Origin of the sequence: Vreelandella zhaodongensis (genome assembly GCF_013415115.1) — a bacterium.
Lineage (GTDB): Bacteria > Pseudomonadota > Gammaproteobacteria > Pseudomonadales > Halomonadaceae > Vreelandella > Vreelandella zhaodongensis.
Window position 1 is genome coordinate 127,896 of sequence record NZ_JACCDD010000004.1, and the last position, 16,266, is coordinate 144,161.

The following is a 16,266-nucleotide window of genomic DNA, read 5'->3' on the forward strand; positions in this document are numbered from 1 at the left end:
GTTTAGCAATAGCTTAAAGATGCGAAAAACAAACCCGCGGGCGGCGTTAACATAGTCGACTATGATTTTCGGTGGCCTTTCCGCCTAAATTTAGCGCTGCTGGCTTATTAGAACTTAAGGCTTTACCAAGCTTTTTGTGAAGAAATCCAGCAGCAACGGGTAGTGAATATTCTGCCCGGCGCTGCTGGGTATATGATCTTCACCTTCGTAGTAGTGAACCGTAGGGTTACGGCCATGCTCGCGTAGGCGTTTTTCCAGTCGCTTAGTCATCTCAACCGACCACATGCGATCTTTCGTGCCATGGGTAAGCATTAGCGGCCCAGGGTAGCGCTCAATTTCAATCGGCGTAGTCGGCAGTAAGTCTTCATGACTATCACGCCATGTCCAGGCGCGTTTGCTGACATCCCAGGCTTGCCAACCGGGGTCTCCCGCATCGCGAGCGTTACGCGCGTCAAAGGCACCGCAAACGACATCTGGGGCACTATGTACAGCGATAGTATCGGGCGCGCCTTTCAGCTCATCCCTGGCCATCAGTGAGCCAAGCAATAACGCATGTTCGGCCCCACGTGAAACACCATAAAGCCCAACACGCTCATCAACGTATTGAAAATCTCTGAGCGCCCTAAGCGCTTCCACACTACGCTCCAGTGGGTAATCGATAATATGCCCTGCATTCCACATATTACCGCCGCTTGAGTAGCCATAGGGGAAAGCCAAGAAACCATGTGCTGCGAACAAGACGGCGTCTCGATGACTCCAGCCAGCCCATGCGCCTTCAGAACCATGCAACAACATGATCGCTGGAAAAGGACCATCGCCTGCCGGGCCGTAGGTAACGCCCCAACCGGGAAGAAAGCGCTGTTTGATATTTAACATCATCCTGAACCACTCCTTGGCTTCGTAAGAAGGCTATTTATCCACCAGCAATCGAGCAGCGTAATTGCCTTCTACTCGGATGGTTTTTCAGCAGAGCTATCTACTTTCTGCGAACGCTGGACTTGCCCATCGCCACGGGCAATATCTTCATGGCTGATAACCATAATGTCCCTGGGCCACCACTCTGGATGGTGGTCGCGGATAAACGCCATTAGCTTTTCACGCACATTCATTTCCGCCGTCCAACCTGCCATAGGGTCTGATGTCATTAGGTAGCAGGTGATGGTTTGGGCCGTGCCGGTTTGCCCTGTCACGTAACATAGCAACTTGTGGTGTTCGATAACGCTCTCTTCCTCTTCGGCATACGCTAGAAATTTATCCCGAATCAGCGCGATATCAGCGTTCAAATGCAGAGTTAACTCCACGCTTCGATAGAGCTTGCTGCTCTTAACCGACAGGTTTTCAAACGGCTTTGAGACAAAGTACGTTACCGGCACGATTAGACGGCGCTCATCCCACACGCGCAGCCGAATAAACGTATAGAAGATGCCTTCAACGTAACACCACTGGCCTTCAAACATCACCAAGTCGCCAATCCGAATGGGCTTGGCAAGCGACAACTGAAACGAAGATAGAATATTTCCCAGCATCGCTTGGCCCGCGATACCCACCAGCACTGCCAGCACGCTAGCCGAGGCCAACAGCGAAAGGCCCAGCGTCTCGAAAAGCTGAATTTGGCTCAGCACGTAAACAGATACCGCAATAACGGTTACGAGAATAATGATGCGACGCAGTGCGTAAAGCGAGGTGAGCAGCCGCCGTTGATCCTTGGGTTTCGTATCATCAATTTCACCCACCAGGCGCCGTGTTAAACGCAACATGATAGTGTCGACCAAACGTAACGCAATGGTACCTGCGCCCCAGGCCATCACAGCGATCAACAATACGCGGAACGTGGTGGTCGCAATGGCGGAAAACGACACCACATATTCCAGCAACGTTTGCGTTACCAATGACATCGCAATCAATGCCACAGGTACACCGATTTGATCGGCAAAAATGGTAGAAGCACCGGAAGGCAGGCAGCGAGCAACTAGCCCTACCAGGTAATAAGTAGCCACGCCCACCAGCCCAATGGTGAGTAAAAAGATGGGGATCGCCAGCCATTCCCAGGCTTTCAAGATGCCAAACGAGGACTTCAACCGTTCGGGAATATAACGCTCTAAGATCGAGGGGCCATACTCTTCGTATAACAGCGGAATCGAACTCACGCTCCCAGACATCACCAGCCACACAGGGTCATCTTGGCCCACCCGGTAACGACCCACACGCACATCGTAAGCCTGCCCTTTTACTTTCAGTGCCGCTAATTCGATATTGTGACGCGGCTCACCTGCTTGTGGGTTCTGCCCGGAAGGATCTTCTATAGCAGCGTCCTGGCGTCCGGACATATTAGAGGCATCCAACCACTCACCGCGCTTTAAGACTTCCGCCAGCTGCATCGCCAACTGAGCACCCCGAGCTTGCTGCTCGTCTGGGTCGATATCGTTAAGGTTAAGGAGATGCGCCGCAGCAGCGTAATCCTCGTCTTCAGTATAGGTTAGGAAACTGCGAATCGTCTCACGTGGCGACATGCGCCTGAGCTCTTCAGGTGCATCGCCTAGCCCAGTATTAAGAGCCTCGATGGTTAACCACCGCTTCTCCTCGCTCTCATTTCCTTGAGTTTGCGCCATGCCGAGGCTGGAAACCACTAGAGTGAAAACCAGCACTACCCACACGGGCCACGAGCTGTTTTTTTGCATACCTGCCTTGTCGTCAAAGTGAGTCAATACACCATTCACTAGCCAGCGAGCATAGCCGCCAACACCACGCTAAGCGCAACGCATCCATGTCAGTGACTGACCAAAGTACAGACTACGTTCATCAATCAAGCAAGCATCGACTGTTCCAGCACTGCAACACTGAGTCTCAGCCACGCTATCTATTACTTGTCTCCCCTAACGCGTACTCTTCTTAACCAACAACGTACTCTTTGAGGAGAAACGATGAAAACGTTAGTAGGTGTTACCAGCGCACCACCCGCCCACTGGGTTGGTGACGGCTTTCCAGCGCGTTCGCTGTTCTCCTATGGCCCGCGTTCTGAACAATTAAGCCCTTTTCTGCTGCTGGACTACGCAGGCCCTGCAGACTTCCCCCCCACGACGCGGCCACGCGGTGTTGGACAGCACCCGCACCGAGGTTTTGAAACGGTCACGATTGTCTATCAAGGGGAAGTGGCGCACCGAGACTCAACGGGCAAAGGCGGCGTGATTGGCCCAGGTGACGTGCAGTGGATGACAGCGGGTGCGGGTATCCTGCACGATGAGTTTCATTCGCCCGCGTTTACAGAGGCAGGCGGCACACTCGAGATGGTGCAGCTGTGGGTAAACTTACCCGCCAAAGACAAAATGGCCACGCCGGGCTATCAGGCAATTTTTAATTCCCAGATTCCTGTAGCAGCATTACCTGATCACGCAGGTAGCGTGCGCGTAATCGCCGGTAACTATATTGATGGCAACCGCGCCGCCCATTCGGGGCCAGCACAGACGTTTTCGCCGATGAACGTCTGGGATGTGCAGCTAAACGGTGGCAAGGCAACCACGCTGACGCAGCCAGATGGGTGGACAACCCTGCTGGCCTTGCTCAAAGGCACCGTGCAGATCAATGGCGAAGAGATACTCCGCGCAGCACAAGTGGCTGAGCTAGCGCGAGATGGCGACACCTTCACCATTGAAGCCAATAATGACGCCACCCTGTTGCTGTTGAGTGGAGAGCCGCTCAATGAGCCAGTCATAGGCCACGGCCCGTTTGTCATGAATAACGAACGTGAAATCATTGAAGCGATAGAAGACTTTAACCGCGGCCGCTTTGGCCATATGCCAAGTTAATGATATCGCTGCTTAAGTAACGACTATTCAAGTAACTTCTGTTGAAGTAACTACTATTAAAGTAACTACTAGGCTGGCTTAGACAGCCAGCCCTTTTTCGTTGCGAATTAATTGCGATGCTGGCTAGGAAAGGGAATAAACTCGGCATCGTCCCCCGGCGGCAATTGAAACCGCCCATGCTCGAAGTCACCTTCCATCCACGCCTGCTTAGCAGCCTCTAATTTTTCCCGAGAAGATGCAACGAAGTTCCAGGAGATATAGCGTGGCCCATTGAGCGTTTCTCCACCCAGCAGCATCAGCCTAGCTCCGGTTTCGCCCGCTGTTACGGTAATAGGGTCACCAGGACGGAACACCATCATTCGTCCCGCATCGAAGGAATCCCCCGCAATGCTAACGCTACCCGACGTCACATAGATGCCCCTATCTTCATGGCCATCAGGCAAAGGAAGCTTAGCGCCTGGTTGGAGCACCGCATCCGCATAGAACATTTCCGAAAAGGTCTGTACTGGCGACCGCTCGCCCCAGGCAGTTCCCAGAATCAAGCGTACATCCTTGCCCTCGCCTTTAAGCATCGGCAGTGTTTCTTCGCCATGATGCTCAAAACTGGCAGGCTTATCTTCATGAGCCTCAGGCAGTGCCACCCACGTCTGGATACCAAACAGGGAGTGCTTATTCTGACGTGTAGAAGGGCTAGTGCGTTCGGAGTGGGTCACGCCATTGCCAGCAACCATCCAATTGACGGCCCCAGGATAGATCATCTGATTAGTTCCTAGGCTGTCACGGTGCTGGAACTCTCCCTGGTACAAGTATGTGACCGTGGCAAGTCCAATATGGGGATGAGGACGAACATCGATACCATCTTCACTAAGAAACTCAGCGGGTCCCATCTGATCGAAAAAAATGAAGGGGCCAACCATTTGGCGCTTGGGCGCGGGAAGCGCACGCCGTACCTCAAAGCCACCCAGGTCGTGTGCACGAGGTACGATCAGTGTTTCAATATCGTGTAGATTGCCTGCAGAAGGACATTTGGGCTCAATATCGGGCATCCAACTCATAGGAATTTCTCCATCAATAATGGACAATTGGGTTGAAAATCACCGCAATGGCGTCATCGATCGTTTGTTTTTACAAAGTAATTGATTAGCCAATAACTTGCCTTAAATTGATAACTCATCAGTATTAAAAAACCGGAAGCTCACTCACTTCCGGTCAAAAAAACGGCTTACTTCTTGTCAGAGGGCTTTGTCAGAGTACTGTAGCTATTCATTAAGTTACGATAGTCAGGGATATGATTTGAGAAGAGTGCTCCCAGGCCTTCGATATCGTTTCGCCAGTCGCGATGTAGCTCACAGGCTGTTCCAAACCATGTCATCAATTGCGCGCCTGCACGGCTCATGCGATCCCAAGCAGCATCACGGGTGAGTTCATTGAAGGTACCTGATGCATCAGTGATGACAAACACATCAAATTCTTCTTCAAGTGCGGAAAGTGTTGGGAAAGCCACACACACTTCTGTCACCACCCCAGCAATAATTAGTTGTTTCTTGCCGGTAGCTTTTACAGCCTTCACGAAGTCCTCGTTATCCCAGGCATTAATTTGTCCGGGACGTGCGATGTAAGGCGCATCTGGAAACATCTCTTTTAACTCAGGCACCAGTGGTCCATTAGGCCCATTTTCAAAGCTCGTTGTAAGAATCGTTGGCAGCCCAAAGTACTTAGCCAAGTCCGCAAGCGCCAGTACATTATTTTTGAACCGGTCAGGATCAATATCACGAACCAAGGACAACAGCCCAGTTTGATGATCTACTAAAAGAACAGCAGCATTATCTTTATCGAGACGAACATAGGGGTTAGCCATGACGCACTCCTTTTATCTATTAGACTGATTGAGCTTTGGAAAAATGAAGTTCTAACATGTGCTTCCACATGACATATAGAGTGTAGTATTTCGCTTACTTGATGATTAGATGAGAAATTAAGACACAGCGTTGCATAGGGAGAACGCACATGGCAGCTCCTAACCTGAATGACCTTTATTATTTTGTAAAAGTAGTCGACCACGGAGGTTTTTCTCCGGCGGGCCGTGCGTTGGGTATTGCCAAATCTAAGTTAAGCAGGCGGGTAGGGGCGTTAGAGAATCAGCTTAACGTGCGGCTAATGCACCGCTCGACTCGCCACCTCACGCTCACCGATGTTGGCCAACGCTACTACCAGCACTGCAAAGCCATGCTTGTGGAAGCTGAAGCGGCCCAGCAGTTCATCGAAGAAACCAAACAAGTCCCCTGTGGCACTATCCGTATAAGTTGCCCCACTGGGCTATTGAGCTTTCACGTTAGCGCAATGCTGGCGGATTTTATGGCGCTCTACCCAGATGTCCAGGTACATTTGGAGGGCACTAACCGCCGTATTGACCCGTTTGTTGAAGGCTTTGATATTGCGCTCCGCGCCCGTCCCTTTCCTTTGGAAGACAGCGAGCTTGTTTTGAAGGTATTGTCGGATCGCGGGCAGTGCTTAGTGGCAAGCCCAACACTTATTGAACAGCACGGTATGCCATCAACACCTGACGACCTTTGCAAAATGCCTAGTTTAAGCAGAGCAAGACCTGAGGAAGCGCACGTATGGCATCTACAGCGTGACGATGAAGAATGCCGAATCCAACACTCGCCACGATTTATTACCACCGATATGACCGCGCTTTATAGAGCAGCACTGGCAAGCGTTGGTGTGGTGCAACTCCCAAGTTTAATGCTAGGCGATTCGTTGACCTCAAATAAGCTGGTGCAAGTATTACCTGAATGGGCACCACGCAGAGAAGTCATCCACGCTGTTTATCCCTCCCGCCGAGGTTTACTTCCCGCAGTAAGGGCGCTGCTTGATTTCTTAGCCGAGCGCTATGCGGCAATGCGTATTGAACACTGATGCAAGGCATCATCTCTCCATATCCCCCAGGCGGTTTAGCGACTCATCGTATAGCGCTACTAGCAGTAGCTCGCCATGGTCATTGACTCGAAACTGACCATAGCGGGCGGGCTCAAAACGCTCGGCGTGGCCTTCCTGAAAGAAAAATGCATCCGTAGCAAAGCGCACGTTCCCATTGCGTAACCGGTAGCGTAAGCGCCTCTCGTCGTCGTCCAGCGAGCGGCCATCATCCAGGCGCTGAAAGTGGGCAATGGAGAATTCATCCAAACGAACCACCACGCTTCCGTTGGCTACCGCTTGTATGGCATTGCTACCCGTTGCTTCCGCCGCGTGTCGATCAATCGCACGCTGCATGCGAATTCGGTCAGCCAGTGCGAAGCTCAGTGCCATGTAATCGCCCTGTATTAATGAACGCGGGTCAACTGGCGCGAGCTCCAAATAAACGATCTCACCATCGGCTAAATGGTGCTCTTTCTGCCAAATGGCCCAATTAACCACCGCCAGTACAAGAAACGCAGCGGCAATGACTACCCAGCGGTTTCGCTTCGTATTAGCCCTCATTGGTCACTCCTTTCCGCAGGTTTGAGCGACCTTAACCACCGCCGCAACACCCAACGTAGTGCCAGCAGCGAACTGCCCATCACGAACAGTAGTAACGCCTTGATTAACAGCGTGACATCCAGCCAGTAGTAATAACTGCTCACCGCAAGCAATAGAAGTAAAATACCGCTCGCCATAAGCTTCCGATGACTAATGGCGAATCCCAGCAACAACACCGTAATTCCCGCGCCAAGCCCCGGCACATAAACGGATACCACCGCTACGGCAGCGATCGCGCCATAAATAGCCAAGCGCTCCCCCATGGCAGGCTGAGAGTGCTGGTGTAGTACCGTATGAATGACATATAGCAGCGCCAGCGCCTCCAGCAGAGCACTCAGCCAGCTAGCAGCCCATGGCCCCAACCACACAACGGGCGAGTGATGACTAACCCAAGAGGACTCTCCTGAAAGCACAACCCCCTGAAACAATAGCAAGCCCACTAACAAACCAGCGCACCACGCCTGAACCATTTTTATACGCTCAGGCCAGCGATATTCATTCAGCCAGAGCAACGTAAGCGCCAACAGCACCAGCCCAATAGCCACCTGCTCAAGCTCATTGCTAGCTAGCGCCATATAGAGCGCCAGACTTGCCAAAAAAGCAGAAAAACTGCGATGCACTTGGCTGGGCATTATCAGTGCCAACACGCACTGTAGGCCAAGTAATGCCCACCATAAGTAAGTGACACCCGACAACATTTCTACCACTGCCCAAGCCACTAGCAGCTGCCCTGCCAAGCTAAACACCAGTGCCATGTGTTCAAGCACATCGCTTTGCGTTGTGCGTAGCAGAGCAAACGCCCCCCCTATCAAAATGCCCCCTACCACTAGGGAAGCCACTGCGCTCTCGGCCACAAAAATCACGCCCATTGCGATAAAGCCCAACAAAAATAGCGCCGCCAACCAGCCAGAAAACGCCTGCAGTGCCCGCACAAACCAAGGTGATTCCAACGGCGCCGTTGATGAAGGCTCGTTGAGCACAACTCCCGCTTGGGCTAGCCGCTGTTTGAATGCATCAACGGGGCGATTCATGACGCTACCTTTGCATTTAATCGTTTTAGCCATGCCACCGATAACGCCCCCATAGCGAAGACAGCACCCGCAACTATCAGCAGACTCTCAGCATGCCAGGTTTCCCAAAACACATAACGAACAAGCAGTAATGTCGTCACCGTAATTGCCGAAACACAGCCACCCGCCAGCATAAACAAATCAAGCCGCCAGTGGCGGTAAACGCCATACAGCGCAGCCAGCCACAACGGGTACATCACCATAATCGGCTCGCCCCCTTGGCCTTCCCCGGCTATCCATCCCATCATCAGCAGCGTCATTGGCACACCACCCCCAAGTGCCAACAGACAAATCGCCCAGCGTCCTGGCCATCCTCGCCGCTGTGCGCCCCACTCCCACACAATCTGCGCAGCAATATTGATGAATACAATTCCCCACAAGCCAGCATCACTGGTGATAAACACACTGCCAAAGATACCACCCCAGGTGCTTATGTAGAGCCATACTGCCAAATTCAAAAGCCCAACCCACAACACCCACAAGGCATCAAAGCGCGCTACCCACACCCAAGGCAGTGCGAGCAGCGCCCAAATGAAGAACAGCTGCCACGGATCAGCGCCGGTTTGGTATACCTGACCAACCAGCCCCAACAGTACCCCCACCAACAGAAACGCCACGGTTAGCGCCACTCGAAAAAGCAATACGCTAGCGCTGCCCCACACCGCAATGCCCGCCGCCAACACCAGAGCGGCTTGCACTAACGCAAAGCGTGGCAGGCGGCCCATGTCCGACCAATTGAAAGCTACAAAAAATAGCACTGCGCAGGCTAGTGCCAAGCCACCCAGCCACAGCAACAACCGGTCAATCAACAGCGCCCAAGCACGGGGCGGCGGATGCAACCCAGCCGCCTTAACCGCTAACGACACATGCTCAGGGGGTATCACCCCCTGCTCAATTAACGACATGAGTTTACGGCGCTTGGTGGCCATGGAAGTTCCTTTTTGAGTATTGTTAAATTATTGCCTCTCAGGCACCTGAACTCAAAAATAAAGGTGGTGCCCTTACCGCTCCGCATCCTCTCTCTGCCCCCAGGGCCAGAGACACCAGTGATACATTATGGCTAATATGAAGATACCCCCATAAGGATAATGACGATGCCCAACGCCCGCTTACTTATTGCCTCAGTTGGCTTCTTAGCCGCAGGCTTTGCCGCCAATACCCACGCGCAAGACGACTCTTGGCGTTTCCAGCTAACCCCCTATGTGTGGATGACTGGCCTAGCTGGTGACGTGCGACCACTCGCCAACTCCCCAACGATCAGTACCTCGCGCTCTTTTAGTGATGTATTGAGTGATCTGGAAGGTGCGCTGTTTATGGCCGGCAGCGCCCGTAAAGACCGCTGGGTGTTGTTTGGAGATATGACCTGGGCATCACTTAGCCATGACGGTACGCTGATGCCCGGCGTTGCGGTAGAAGGTAACCTACGCCAACGCTCACTAACCGCATCTGCTGGCTACCAAGTGCTCCGCTCACCAACCCAGCGCCTAGATTTATTAGCAGGCGCACGCGCTTGGCGGATAGAAGCCGATGTGAGTGTGCCTGCCTTAGGTGCTAGCGCCAGTCACACTGAGCGCTGGGTAGACCCACTCTTAGCCGCTCGACTACGTTCAACGTGGACACCTAAGTGGTCAACGTTAGTGCATGTTGATAGCGGCGGTTTCGGCATAGGTGCCAGTAGCACTTGGCAAGCTGTTGCCACCGCAAATTACCAGGTAAGTGATGCGCTTCACCTGTCAGCAGGCTTTCGGCACTTGGCAATCGACCGCGACAAAAACGGCACCCGCATTGATGTGTCAATGAGTGGCCCCCTGATCGGCGCCACCTGGATGTTTTAGTATCACGTGTTCAGTAACATGACGTCCTAGTTAGCACTGCGGCTAAACTTGAGTGCTAACGCTTTTTCTGGAACGCATCACTTAATGCTGCCGCTAAAATCCCTGTGGGCATCGCGATGATTCCGATGCCCGCCACTGCCGTTAAGCCCGCAAAAAATTTGCCTAACCCAGTGATAGGAACCATATCGCCATATCCCACCGTCGTCAGTGTAGTAACACTCCACCACAGCACACGTGGCACGCTGCCAAACGCATCAGGTTGGGCTGATGCCTCCGCCAAATAAAGGCAGAAAGAAGAAAGTAGCAGCAATAACATCGCCAGACCCGCACTCAACCACAGCTCATGAGAACGAGACTTCAGCGCCTCTGCCAGCGCTACCCAAGCTTGGCTGAATCTACCTAAACGGGTTAGCCGCAGCATTAACCCCAAACGCAACAGGCGTAGTAAAAAGCCATTGTTTTGAACCATCGCGCCAAGGAAATAAGGCAAAATCGCCAGTAAATCCACCAAGGCCCAAAACGAAAACACATAGCGCAACCGGCCTCTTACCCCGCGATAACGAGGGTCTTCACCGACAACATACAGGCGCAATAAATACTCACCGATAAAGATCACCACAAACACGGTTTCTAACGTAGGAAAAAGGCGTGGTGAAAGCGCCCGCAGCATTGGCTCCGTTTCCAAAATAGCCACAAGCGATGCCAGCAAAATTAGCACGCAGATAACTCTATTAATGGTCGAAAGCCCCTGACGCAGGTGCGTCTCTAAGGCTAGCTCTCGGTATAATTCAGCTCTGTTTATGTTCATTTTTAAAAAAACTTATTAGTGGGTACAGCGACCTAAAACCCTAGCAGCCGCCTACGCATAGGGCGAATAGAAAACAGTACCAATACGCCTAAAGCCAGCCATTCAACAGACGCGGGCAACAGTTCCTGAACCTGGCTCGCCTGTTGAACAGGATCCCATCCCGTCATTGCCAGCCCTTGGTCAAGCACCCAGCCTATCAACACCGTCACCAGCAGAATGCTACCCAGATAAACCGCCAATGCTTGGCTGCCAAACTCCCGACGCAGAATGGCCAAAGTTGCCAGGCTCGTCACAGGGCCAGCAAGTAGAAAGACTAACGCCATCCCCGGTGAAATGCCCGCCAATAGTAAACCAGCAGCCACCGGGGTAGCTGCGGTAGCACAGATATACAGAGGAATACCAATGACAGCCATGAGCAGTAGCGCCAATAAACCACCTGAAAATCCCACTAGAGCTTCTGGCGACACGAAAGTCACCAATACACCCGCTAGTAATAAACCGGCAAACATCCAACGGCTAATGTCATCCAATAAATCACTAAAGGCATACTTCAATCCTGCGATTACCCCTGTTGACTCAGTGGCATGTGCGTTAGCGTTGCCATCGCCACAGCCTTTTGATGCACAGCAACTGCTAGCAGGGGGGCTTTTCGGCAGTGCCGTTTGGCCAGTAAAGCCCACTAAGATGCCTGTCACTATCGCGGTTACCAACGCTCCCAGCACTCGCGCCAGCGCCATTAATGGGCCTAGTAGCACACTGGTGATCAGCATGGAATCCACCCCGACGCCGGGGGTGCTGATCAGAAAAGACGTGGTTGGCCCACGACCCGCCCCACCACGATGCAGCGCCAGCGCAGTGGGAATCGCCCCGCAGGAACACAGCGGCAGCGGCATACCAATCACCGCTGCCCGCGTAATACTTCCTACTCCCCGCCCGCCCATCCAGCGCTGCAGCAAAGACTCCGGCATTAACGCCTTAATTAACCCCGCAATCACCAACCCCAGCATTAACCAAGGCGCGGCACTTAGCGCAATACTCAACAGCTCATTAATCAGCTTCATCACCGGTTACCTGCTTGTTAACCAACAGAGTAACGACTAGCCTAAACCCTGTAATCGTTACAAGGTCAAGCCGATGAAGCGCCACTATCGTATTGGAGAAGTTGCCACCCGAACCGGATGCTCACCGGAAAGCATTCGCCACTATGAAAAGCTAGGGTTACTGACCCCGCCGCAGCGGGGTGAGCAAGGCTATCGGTTTTACGATCAGGCGGCGCTGGAACGCATTGGCTTTATTCGCCATGGCCGCAGCCTGGGGCTAGACCTGCACAGCATTCAAGAGCTGTTAGCACTTTCTGACAACCCAGATACCGACTGCACCGCCGCTGATGACATTGCCAGCCGCCATCTACAACATATAGAAGAACGCATCGCTGCCTTACAAGCACTGGCAGGCGAACTGCGCCAAGTGGTTCACCAATGCCGCGGCGGCAAAGCGGCCAACTGCCGCATTATTAAAACGCTTTATGACCACCAGCCCACCTGCAGCGAGCGAGGTTGTGGCGACGTGAAGGCGTAAGCGGCAGCTCTCGGTAGCATCCATTGTCGTGCCCCCGTCGGCGACGACTATGTCACGTCAAGAAACTCGCCTAGGAGGTTGCTTGTCGGCGTGAATATTATGTTATGTTATAACATAATCAAAAGATGAACGAGCCAGCTAGCCAAGCACGACACCATAGGAACAAGATGCAACTCTTCAACACCCTGACGCGCCGCCGTGAGCCACTGCACACCGAACTGCCAGATCGCGTAACACTCTATGTCTGTGGCCCCACCGTCTACAACTATGCGCATATTGGCAACGCGCGCCCAGCGGTGGTGTTTGACCTGCTGTCACGGGTGCTACGCCATGACTATTCAAGTGTGGTTTACGCGCGCAACTTCACTGACGTAGACGACAAAATTAATGCTGCAGCAGCGGCAGCAAGCGTGCCCATCAGCACGATCACAGAACGCTTTATCGCAGCCTACCACGAAGATATGCAGGAACTGGGCGTATTGCCGCCCGACCTGGAACCGCGCGTAACGGATCACATACCCGACATCATCGAGCTTATCGCAACACTGATCGAGCGTGGGAATGCCTACGAAGCTGAAGGTCATGTGCTGTTCCACGTCCCCTCTTACTCCGAGTACGGTGAATTATCCCGCCGCCAACCAAGCGATATGCTCGCAGGCGCCCGAGTAGAAGTCGCCCCTTACAAACGCAACCCACTGGACTTCGTGCTGTGGAAGCCCTCTTCTTCCGAGCAGCCAGGCTGGCAAAGCCCCTGGGGTCGCGGCAGGCCAGGTTGGCACGTGGAGTGCACCGCCATGATTGGCAAGCACTTGGGTTACACCATCGACATACATGGAGGTGGGCAGGATCTGATTTTCCCCCATCATGAAAATGAGATCGCTCAAGGTACCTGTGCCCACGGTGCCCGCTACTGCCATACCTGGGTGCATAACAGCTTTGTTACCGTGGATGGTCAGAAAATGTCCAAGTCCCTCGGTAACGTACTGTTGGTGCGCGACCTGCTTGCCCAGGCACCCGGCGAGGCCATTCGTCTGGCGCTGTTCGCTACCCACTACCGCCGCCCGCTGGACTGGAATGCCGAACGCTTAGCTCGGGCACGACGAACCCTCACCCACTACTACCAAACCCTCGCCGAAGTAGAAGAGCTCGCTGTGGCTGACGGCATCCAACCCGACCCAGCGTTGCTCGAAGCGCTGCGCCATGACCTCAACGTAGCTAAAGCGCTAGCGCGTCTGCAACAGTTAGTTGATGAATTAAAAACCGCTAAAAGCGATGGCGAACGCACTTATGCCAAAGGGTGTGTGTTGGCCTCGGCCAAGCTGCTTGGTCTACTGCAGCAAACGCCTACAAAGGCTCTGGAAGCACTGATACCGGAGTGCTCAGACCTGCCGGTCGTGCGTATCGAAGCACTGGTTGCCAAGCGTGAAAGTGCCCGGCAACAGCGTGACTTTGCCCGCGCTGATGCACTGCGCGACGAACTGCTCGAACTCGGCGCCGAGGTTCGCGACACGCCCGAAGGTCCTCGCTGGCAGCCACTCCCCCGCGACACAGTCTTGCATGCAGACAACCCCTAATGTCTCTGTCTGTGCCTAAAACGTTATCCACTACGAGAATCATGTCATGACCGACACGCCCTTCACTACCACCGGCGAGCCGCTTACTATCACCCTACCGGATCAGCGGGCGCTAACACTGACATCACCGACCTGCGTGGCCGAAATCGCTGCCACTATAGGCCCTGGCCTTGCCCGCCAGGCGCTGGCTGGCCGAGTAAACGGCCAGCTGGTGGATACCTGCGATCCCATCACAGGTGATGCACGGGTAGAGGTCATCACGCCTAGTGACACCGAAGGGCTGGAGATCATCCGCCACTCCTGCGCCCACTTAGTCGGGCACGCCGTTAAGCAGCTCTACCCGAACGCCGAGATGGTGATTGGCCCGGTCATCGATGACGGCTTCTATTACGATATTTCCTTTGAGCGCCCTTTCACGCCAGAGGATATGGATGCCATCGAAACACGCATGAAAGCGCTAATTGCCCAAGAGTACGACGTCGTTAAACGACGGGTACCCCGAGACGAAGCGCTACGCCTCTTCCGCGAGCGTGGTGAAAGCTACAAACAGCGGCTGATCGAAGAACTGCCTGACGAAGCGAGTCTTGGGCTCTATTTCCATCAGGAGTATGTGGACATGTGTCGCGGCCCCCACGTACCCAACACCCGCTTTCTGAAACACTTCCGACTGACCAAGCTCTCTGGCGCCTACTGGCGAGGTGATGCCCGCAACGCCCAATTACAACGTGTTTATGGCACCGCCTGGGCCGACCGCAAGGCACTTAAGTCTCACCTTAAGCGCCTGGAGGAAGCCGAAAAACGCGACCATCGCCGTTTAGGTCGCCAGCTCGGCTTATTCCACTTCCAAGAAGAAGCCCCCGGCGCAGTATTCTGGCACCCCCACGGCTGGACAGTGCTTCAAACGCTGATCGCCTATATGCGCCGCCGCCAGCAAAACAGCGGTTATATAGAAGTGAACACACCCGACATGATGGACCGCGGGCTGTGGGAAACCTCCGGCCACTGGCAGAACTACCAAGAGCACATGTTCACCACCCAGACCGAAGACGGCCGCTCACTGGCGCTCAAGCCCATGAACTGCCCTGGCAGCGTGCTACTTTTTCGCCATGGCCTAAAAAGCTACCGCGACCTCCCCATCCGCATGGGAGAGTTCGGCAAGGTGCACCGCTATGAGCCCTCTGGTGCGCTACACGGCCTACTACGCGTGCGCCACTTTACCCAAGATGATGCCCATATTTACTGTACCCCCGAGCAGATGAATGACGAGTGCCGCCGCGTGGTGACGCTAGTGCTCGATATATATCGCGAGTTCGGCTTTGAGGATGTGCGCCTTAAACTCTCCACCCGGCCAGAGAACCGTATGGGCAGCGAGGCCGTATGGGACCAGCTTGAAGGTGCGCTAACAGCAGCGCTAGAAACCATGCGCCTAGACTACGAGCTCAATCCTGGCGAAGGCGCGTTCTACGGACCAAAACTTGAGTTCGTACTACGCGATGCCATCGGCCGCGATTGGCAGTGCGGCACCCTACAGGTGGATATGAACCTACCTGAGCGCTTCGGGCTCGATTACATTGATGAACACGGCAAGCGCCAACGCCCAGTACTGCTACACCGCGCACTGTTTGGCTCGTTAGAACGCTTTATCGGCATTCTCATTGAGCACCATGCGGGCAAACTACCCGCTTGGCTGGCACCCCAGCAAGCCGTCGTGATGTCGATTACCGACGCCCAGGCCGACTATGCCAACACCCTGGCTGAAGCGCTGTGTGGTACAGGGCTGCGTGCTGGTGCAGACGTACGCAATGAGAAGATCGGTTACAAGATCCGCGAGCAAACCCTACAGCGGATTCCTTTTCTGCTCATCGTCGGTGGCCGAGAGGCGGCAGAGGGCAAGGTAACCGTACGTCATCGTGACGGCAGCGATCTCGGCACATTGCCAGTGGATGAGGCGATCGCTCTATTGGCAGAGCACAGCCGCGCCCCCGATCTTGATGCCCAGCGCCGCGAGCAAGCGAGTCGCCTTGAGCGCCTGCGCGCGCCAACATCCGCAGTAGGGACTCCGGCATGACCACTACCGAC

At 54.0% G+C, this 16,266-nt stretch carries 15 protein-coding genes; 6 read left to right on the plus strand and 9 right to left on the minus strand.

Going from position 1 to position 16,266, the window contains the following annotated elements; genetic code table 11:
* Positions 1-114 precede the first annotated feature (114 nt).
* Entirely contained in the window at positions 115-879 is a 765-nt protein-coding gene (locus HZS79_RS08710) for an alpha/beta hydrolase family protein (RefSeq protein WP_179927624.1), read from the minus strand.
* A gap of 68 nt (positions 880-947) precedes the next feature.
* Positions 948-2,678 (minus strand): mechanosensitive ion channel family protein, encoded by a 1,731-nt coding sequence (locus tag HZS79_RS08715; protein WP_179927625.1) that lies wholly within the window; start codon positions 2,676-2,678, stop codon positions 948-950.
* 243 nt (positions 2,679-2,921) lie between these two features.
* Here HZS79_RS08715 and HZS79_RS08720 point away from each other — a divergent pair, with 243 nt between their 5' ends.
* Positions 2,922-3,803, plus strand: coding sequence for a pirin family protein (locus tag HZS79_RS08720; RefSeq protein ID WP_179927626.1), 882 nt, complete (start codon positions 2,922-2,924; stop codon positions 3,801-3,803).
* Positions 3,804-3,910: 107 nt separating this feature from the next.
* Here the strand turns inward: HZS79_RS08720 and HZS79_RS08725 are convergent, their stop codons facing one another.
* Together HZS79_RS08725 and ycaC are read right to left on the minus strand one after the other, a co-directional pair.
* Positions 3,911-4,858 (minus strand): pirin family protein, encoded by a 948-nt coding sequence (locus HZS79_RS08725; protein ID WP_179927627.1) that lies wholly within the window; start codon positions 4,856-4,858, stop codon positions 3,911-3,913.
* 167 nt (positions 4,859-5,025) lie between these two features.
* Positions 5,026-5,661 carry an isochorismate family cysteine hydrolase YcaC gene (gene ycaC / locus HZS79_RS08730; RefSeq protein WP_179927628.1) on the minus strand — a complete coding sequence of 212 codons (636 nt, stop codon included), beginning with the start codon at positions 5,659-5,661 and terminating at the stop codon, positions 5,026-5,028.
* Between the two features lie 149 nt (positions 5,662-5,810).
* Here ycaC and HZS79_RS08735 point away from each other — a divergent pair, with 149 nt between their 5' ends.
* A complete protein-coding gene (locus HZS79_RS08735; protein WP_179927629.1) occupies positions 5,811-6,722 on the plus strand; it encodes a LysR family transcriptional regulator in 912 nt (303 codons plus the stop codon).
* 9 nt (positions 6,723-6,731) lie between these two features.
* On the opposite strand, the gene HZS79_RS08740 is transcribed toward HZS79_RS08735, so the two are convergent.
* From HZS79_RS08740 to HZS79_RS08750, 3 genes are read right to left on the minus strand one after another with little or no spacing between them, the layout of a single operon-like run.
* Complete coding sequence (locus tag HZS79_RS08740) at positions 6,732-7,283, minus strand: GDYXXLXY domain-containing protein (RefSeq protein WP_179927630.1); 552 nt, start codon at positions 7,281-7,283, stop codon at positions 6,732-6,734.
* Positions 7,280-8,353, minus strand: coding sequence for a DUF4401 domain-containing protein (locus tag HZS79_RS08745; RefSeq protein WP_179927631.1), 1,074 nt, complete (start codon positions 8,351-8,353; stop codon positions 7,280-7,282). The genes HZS79_RS08740 and HZS79_RS08745 overlap by 4 nt, the downstream gene beginning before the upstream one ends.
* Positions 8,350-9,321 (minus strand): DUF2157 domain-containing protein, encoded by a 972-nt coding sequence (locus tag HZS79_RS08750; protein ID WP_162219947.1) that lies wholly within the window; start codon positions 9,319-9,321, stop codon positions 8,350-8,352. The genes HZS79_RS08745 and HZS79_RS08750 overlap by 4 nt, the downstream gene beginning before the upstream one ends.
* A gap of 165 nt (positions 9,322-9,486) precedes the next feature.
* On the opposite strand from HZS79_RS08750, the gene HZS79_RS08755 reads away from it, so the two are divergent.
* Complete coding sequence (locus tag HZS79_RS08755) at positions 9,487-10,227, plus strand: hypothetical protein (RefSeq protein WP_179927632.1); 741 nt, start codon at positions 9,487-9,489, stop codon at positions 10,225-10,227.
* A 55-nt stretch (positions 10,228-10,282) separates the two neighbouring features.
* Here HZS79_RS08755 and HZS79_RS08760 read toward each other — a convergent pair whose 3' ends face one another.
* Both HZS79_RS08760 and HZS79_RS08765 read right to left on the minus strand, forming a co-directional pair.
* Entirely contained in the window at positions 10,283-11,035 is a 753-nt protein-coding gene (locus tag HZS79_RS08760; RefSeq protein ID WP_162219945.1) for a potassium channel family protein, read from the minus strand.
* A gap of 32 nt (positions 11,036-11,067) precedes the next feature.
* Positions 11,068-12,096 (minus strand): SO_0444 family Cu/Zn efflux transporter, encoded by a 1,029-nt coding sequence (locus HZS79_RS08765; protein ID WP_179927633.1) that lies wholly within the window; start codon positions 12,094-12,096, stop codon positions 11,068-11,070.
* 73 nt (positions 12,097-12,169) lie between these two features.
* On the opposite strand from HZS79_RS08765, the gene HZS79_RS08770 reads away from it, so the two are divergent.
* The 3 genes from HZS79_RS08770 to thrS all read left to right on the plus strand — a co-directional run bounded on the left by HZS79_RS08770 (position 12,170) and on the right by thrS (position 16,255).
* On the plus strand, positions 12,170-12,613 hold the full coding sequence (locus HZS79_RS08770; RefSeq protein ID WP_179927634.1) for a MerR family transcriptional regulator: 444 nt from the start codon (positions 12,170-12,172) through the stop codon (positions 12,611-12,613).
* A gap of 167 nt (positions 12,614-12,780) precedes the next feature.
* Positions 12,781-14,187, plus strand: coding sequence for a cysteine--tRNA ligase (cysS, locus tag HZS79_RS08775; RefSeq protein WP_179927635.1), 1,407 nt, complete (start codon positions 12,781-12,783; stop codon positions 14,185-14,187).
* Between the two features lie 46 nt (positions 14,188-14,233).
* Positions 14,234-16,255, plus strand: coding sequence for a threonine--tRNA ligase (thrS, locus tag HZS79_RS08780; RefSeq protein ID WP_179927636.1), 2,022 nt, complete (start codon positions 14,234-14,236; stop codon positions 16,253-16,255).
* Positions 16,256-16,266: the final 11 nt, after the last annotated feature.

Excerpts from the sequence above, each read along its gene's own strand:
- HZS79_RS08710 (WP_179927624.1), bottom strand. The coding sequence starts at position 879 with ATGATGTTAAATATCAAACAGCGCTTTCTTCCCGGTTGGGGCGTTACC.
- HZS79_RS08715 (WP_179927625.1), bottom strand. The coding sequence starts at position 2,678 with ATGCAAAAAAACAGCTCGTGGCCCGTGTGGGTAGTGCTGGTTTTCACT.
- HZS79_RS08720 (WP_179927626.1), top strand. The coding sequence starts at position 2,922 with ATGAAAACGTTAGTAGGTGTTACCAGCGCACCACCCGCCCACTGGGTT.
- HZS79_RS08725 (WP_179927627.1), bottom strand. The coding sequence starts at position 4,858 with ATGAGTTGGATGCCCGATATTGAGCCCAAATGTCCTTCTGCAGGCAAT.
- ycaC (WP_179927628.1), bottom strand. The coding sequence starts at position 5,661 with ATGGCTAACCCCTATGTTCGTCTCGATAAAGATAATGCTGCTGTTCTT.
- HZS79_RS08735 (WP_179927629.1), top strand. The coding sequence starts at position 5,811 with ATGGCAGCTCCTAACCTGAATGACCTTTATTATTTTGTAAAAGTAGTC.
- HZS79_RS08740 (WP_179927630.1), bottom strand. The coding sequence starts at position 7,283 with ATGAGGGCTAATACGAAGCGAAACCGCTGGGTAGTCATTGCCGCTGCG.
- HZS79_RS08745 (WP_179927631.1), bottom strand. The coding sequence starts at position 8,353 with ATGAATCGCCCCGTTGATGCATTCAAACAGCGGCTAGCCCAAGCGGGA.
- HZS79_RS08750 (WP_162219947.1), bottom strand. The coding sequence starts at position 9,321 with ATGGCCACCAAGCGCCGTAAACTCATGTCGTTAATTGAGCAGGGGGTG.
- HZS79_RS08755 (WP_179927632.1), top strand. The coding sequence starts at position 9,487 with ATGCCCAACGCCCGCTTACTTATTGCCTCAGTTGGCTTCTTAGCCGCA.
- HZS79_RS08760 (WP_162219945.1), bottom strand. The coding sequence starts at position 11,035 with ATGAACATAAACAGAGCTGAATTATACCGAGAGCTAGCCTTAGAGACG.
- HZS79_RS08765 (WP_179927633.1), bottom strand. The coding sequence starts at position 12,096 with ATGAAGCTGATTAATGAGCTGTTGAGTATTGCGCTAAGTGCCGCGCCT.
- HZS79_RS08770 (WP_179927634.1), top strand. The coding sequence starts at position 12,170 with ATGAAGCGCCACTATCGTATTGGAGAAGTTGCCACCCGAACCGGATGC.
- cysS (WP_179927635.1), top strand. The coding sequence starts at position 12,781 with ATGCAACTCTTCAACACCCTGACGCGCCGCCGTGAGCCACTGCACACC.
- thrS (WP_179927636.1), top strand. The coding sequence starts at position 14,234 with ATGACCGACACGCCCTTCACTACCACCGGCGAGCCGCTTACTATCACC.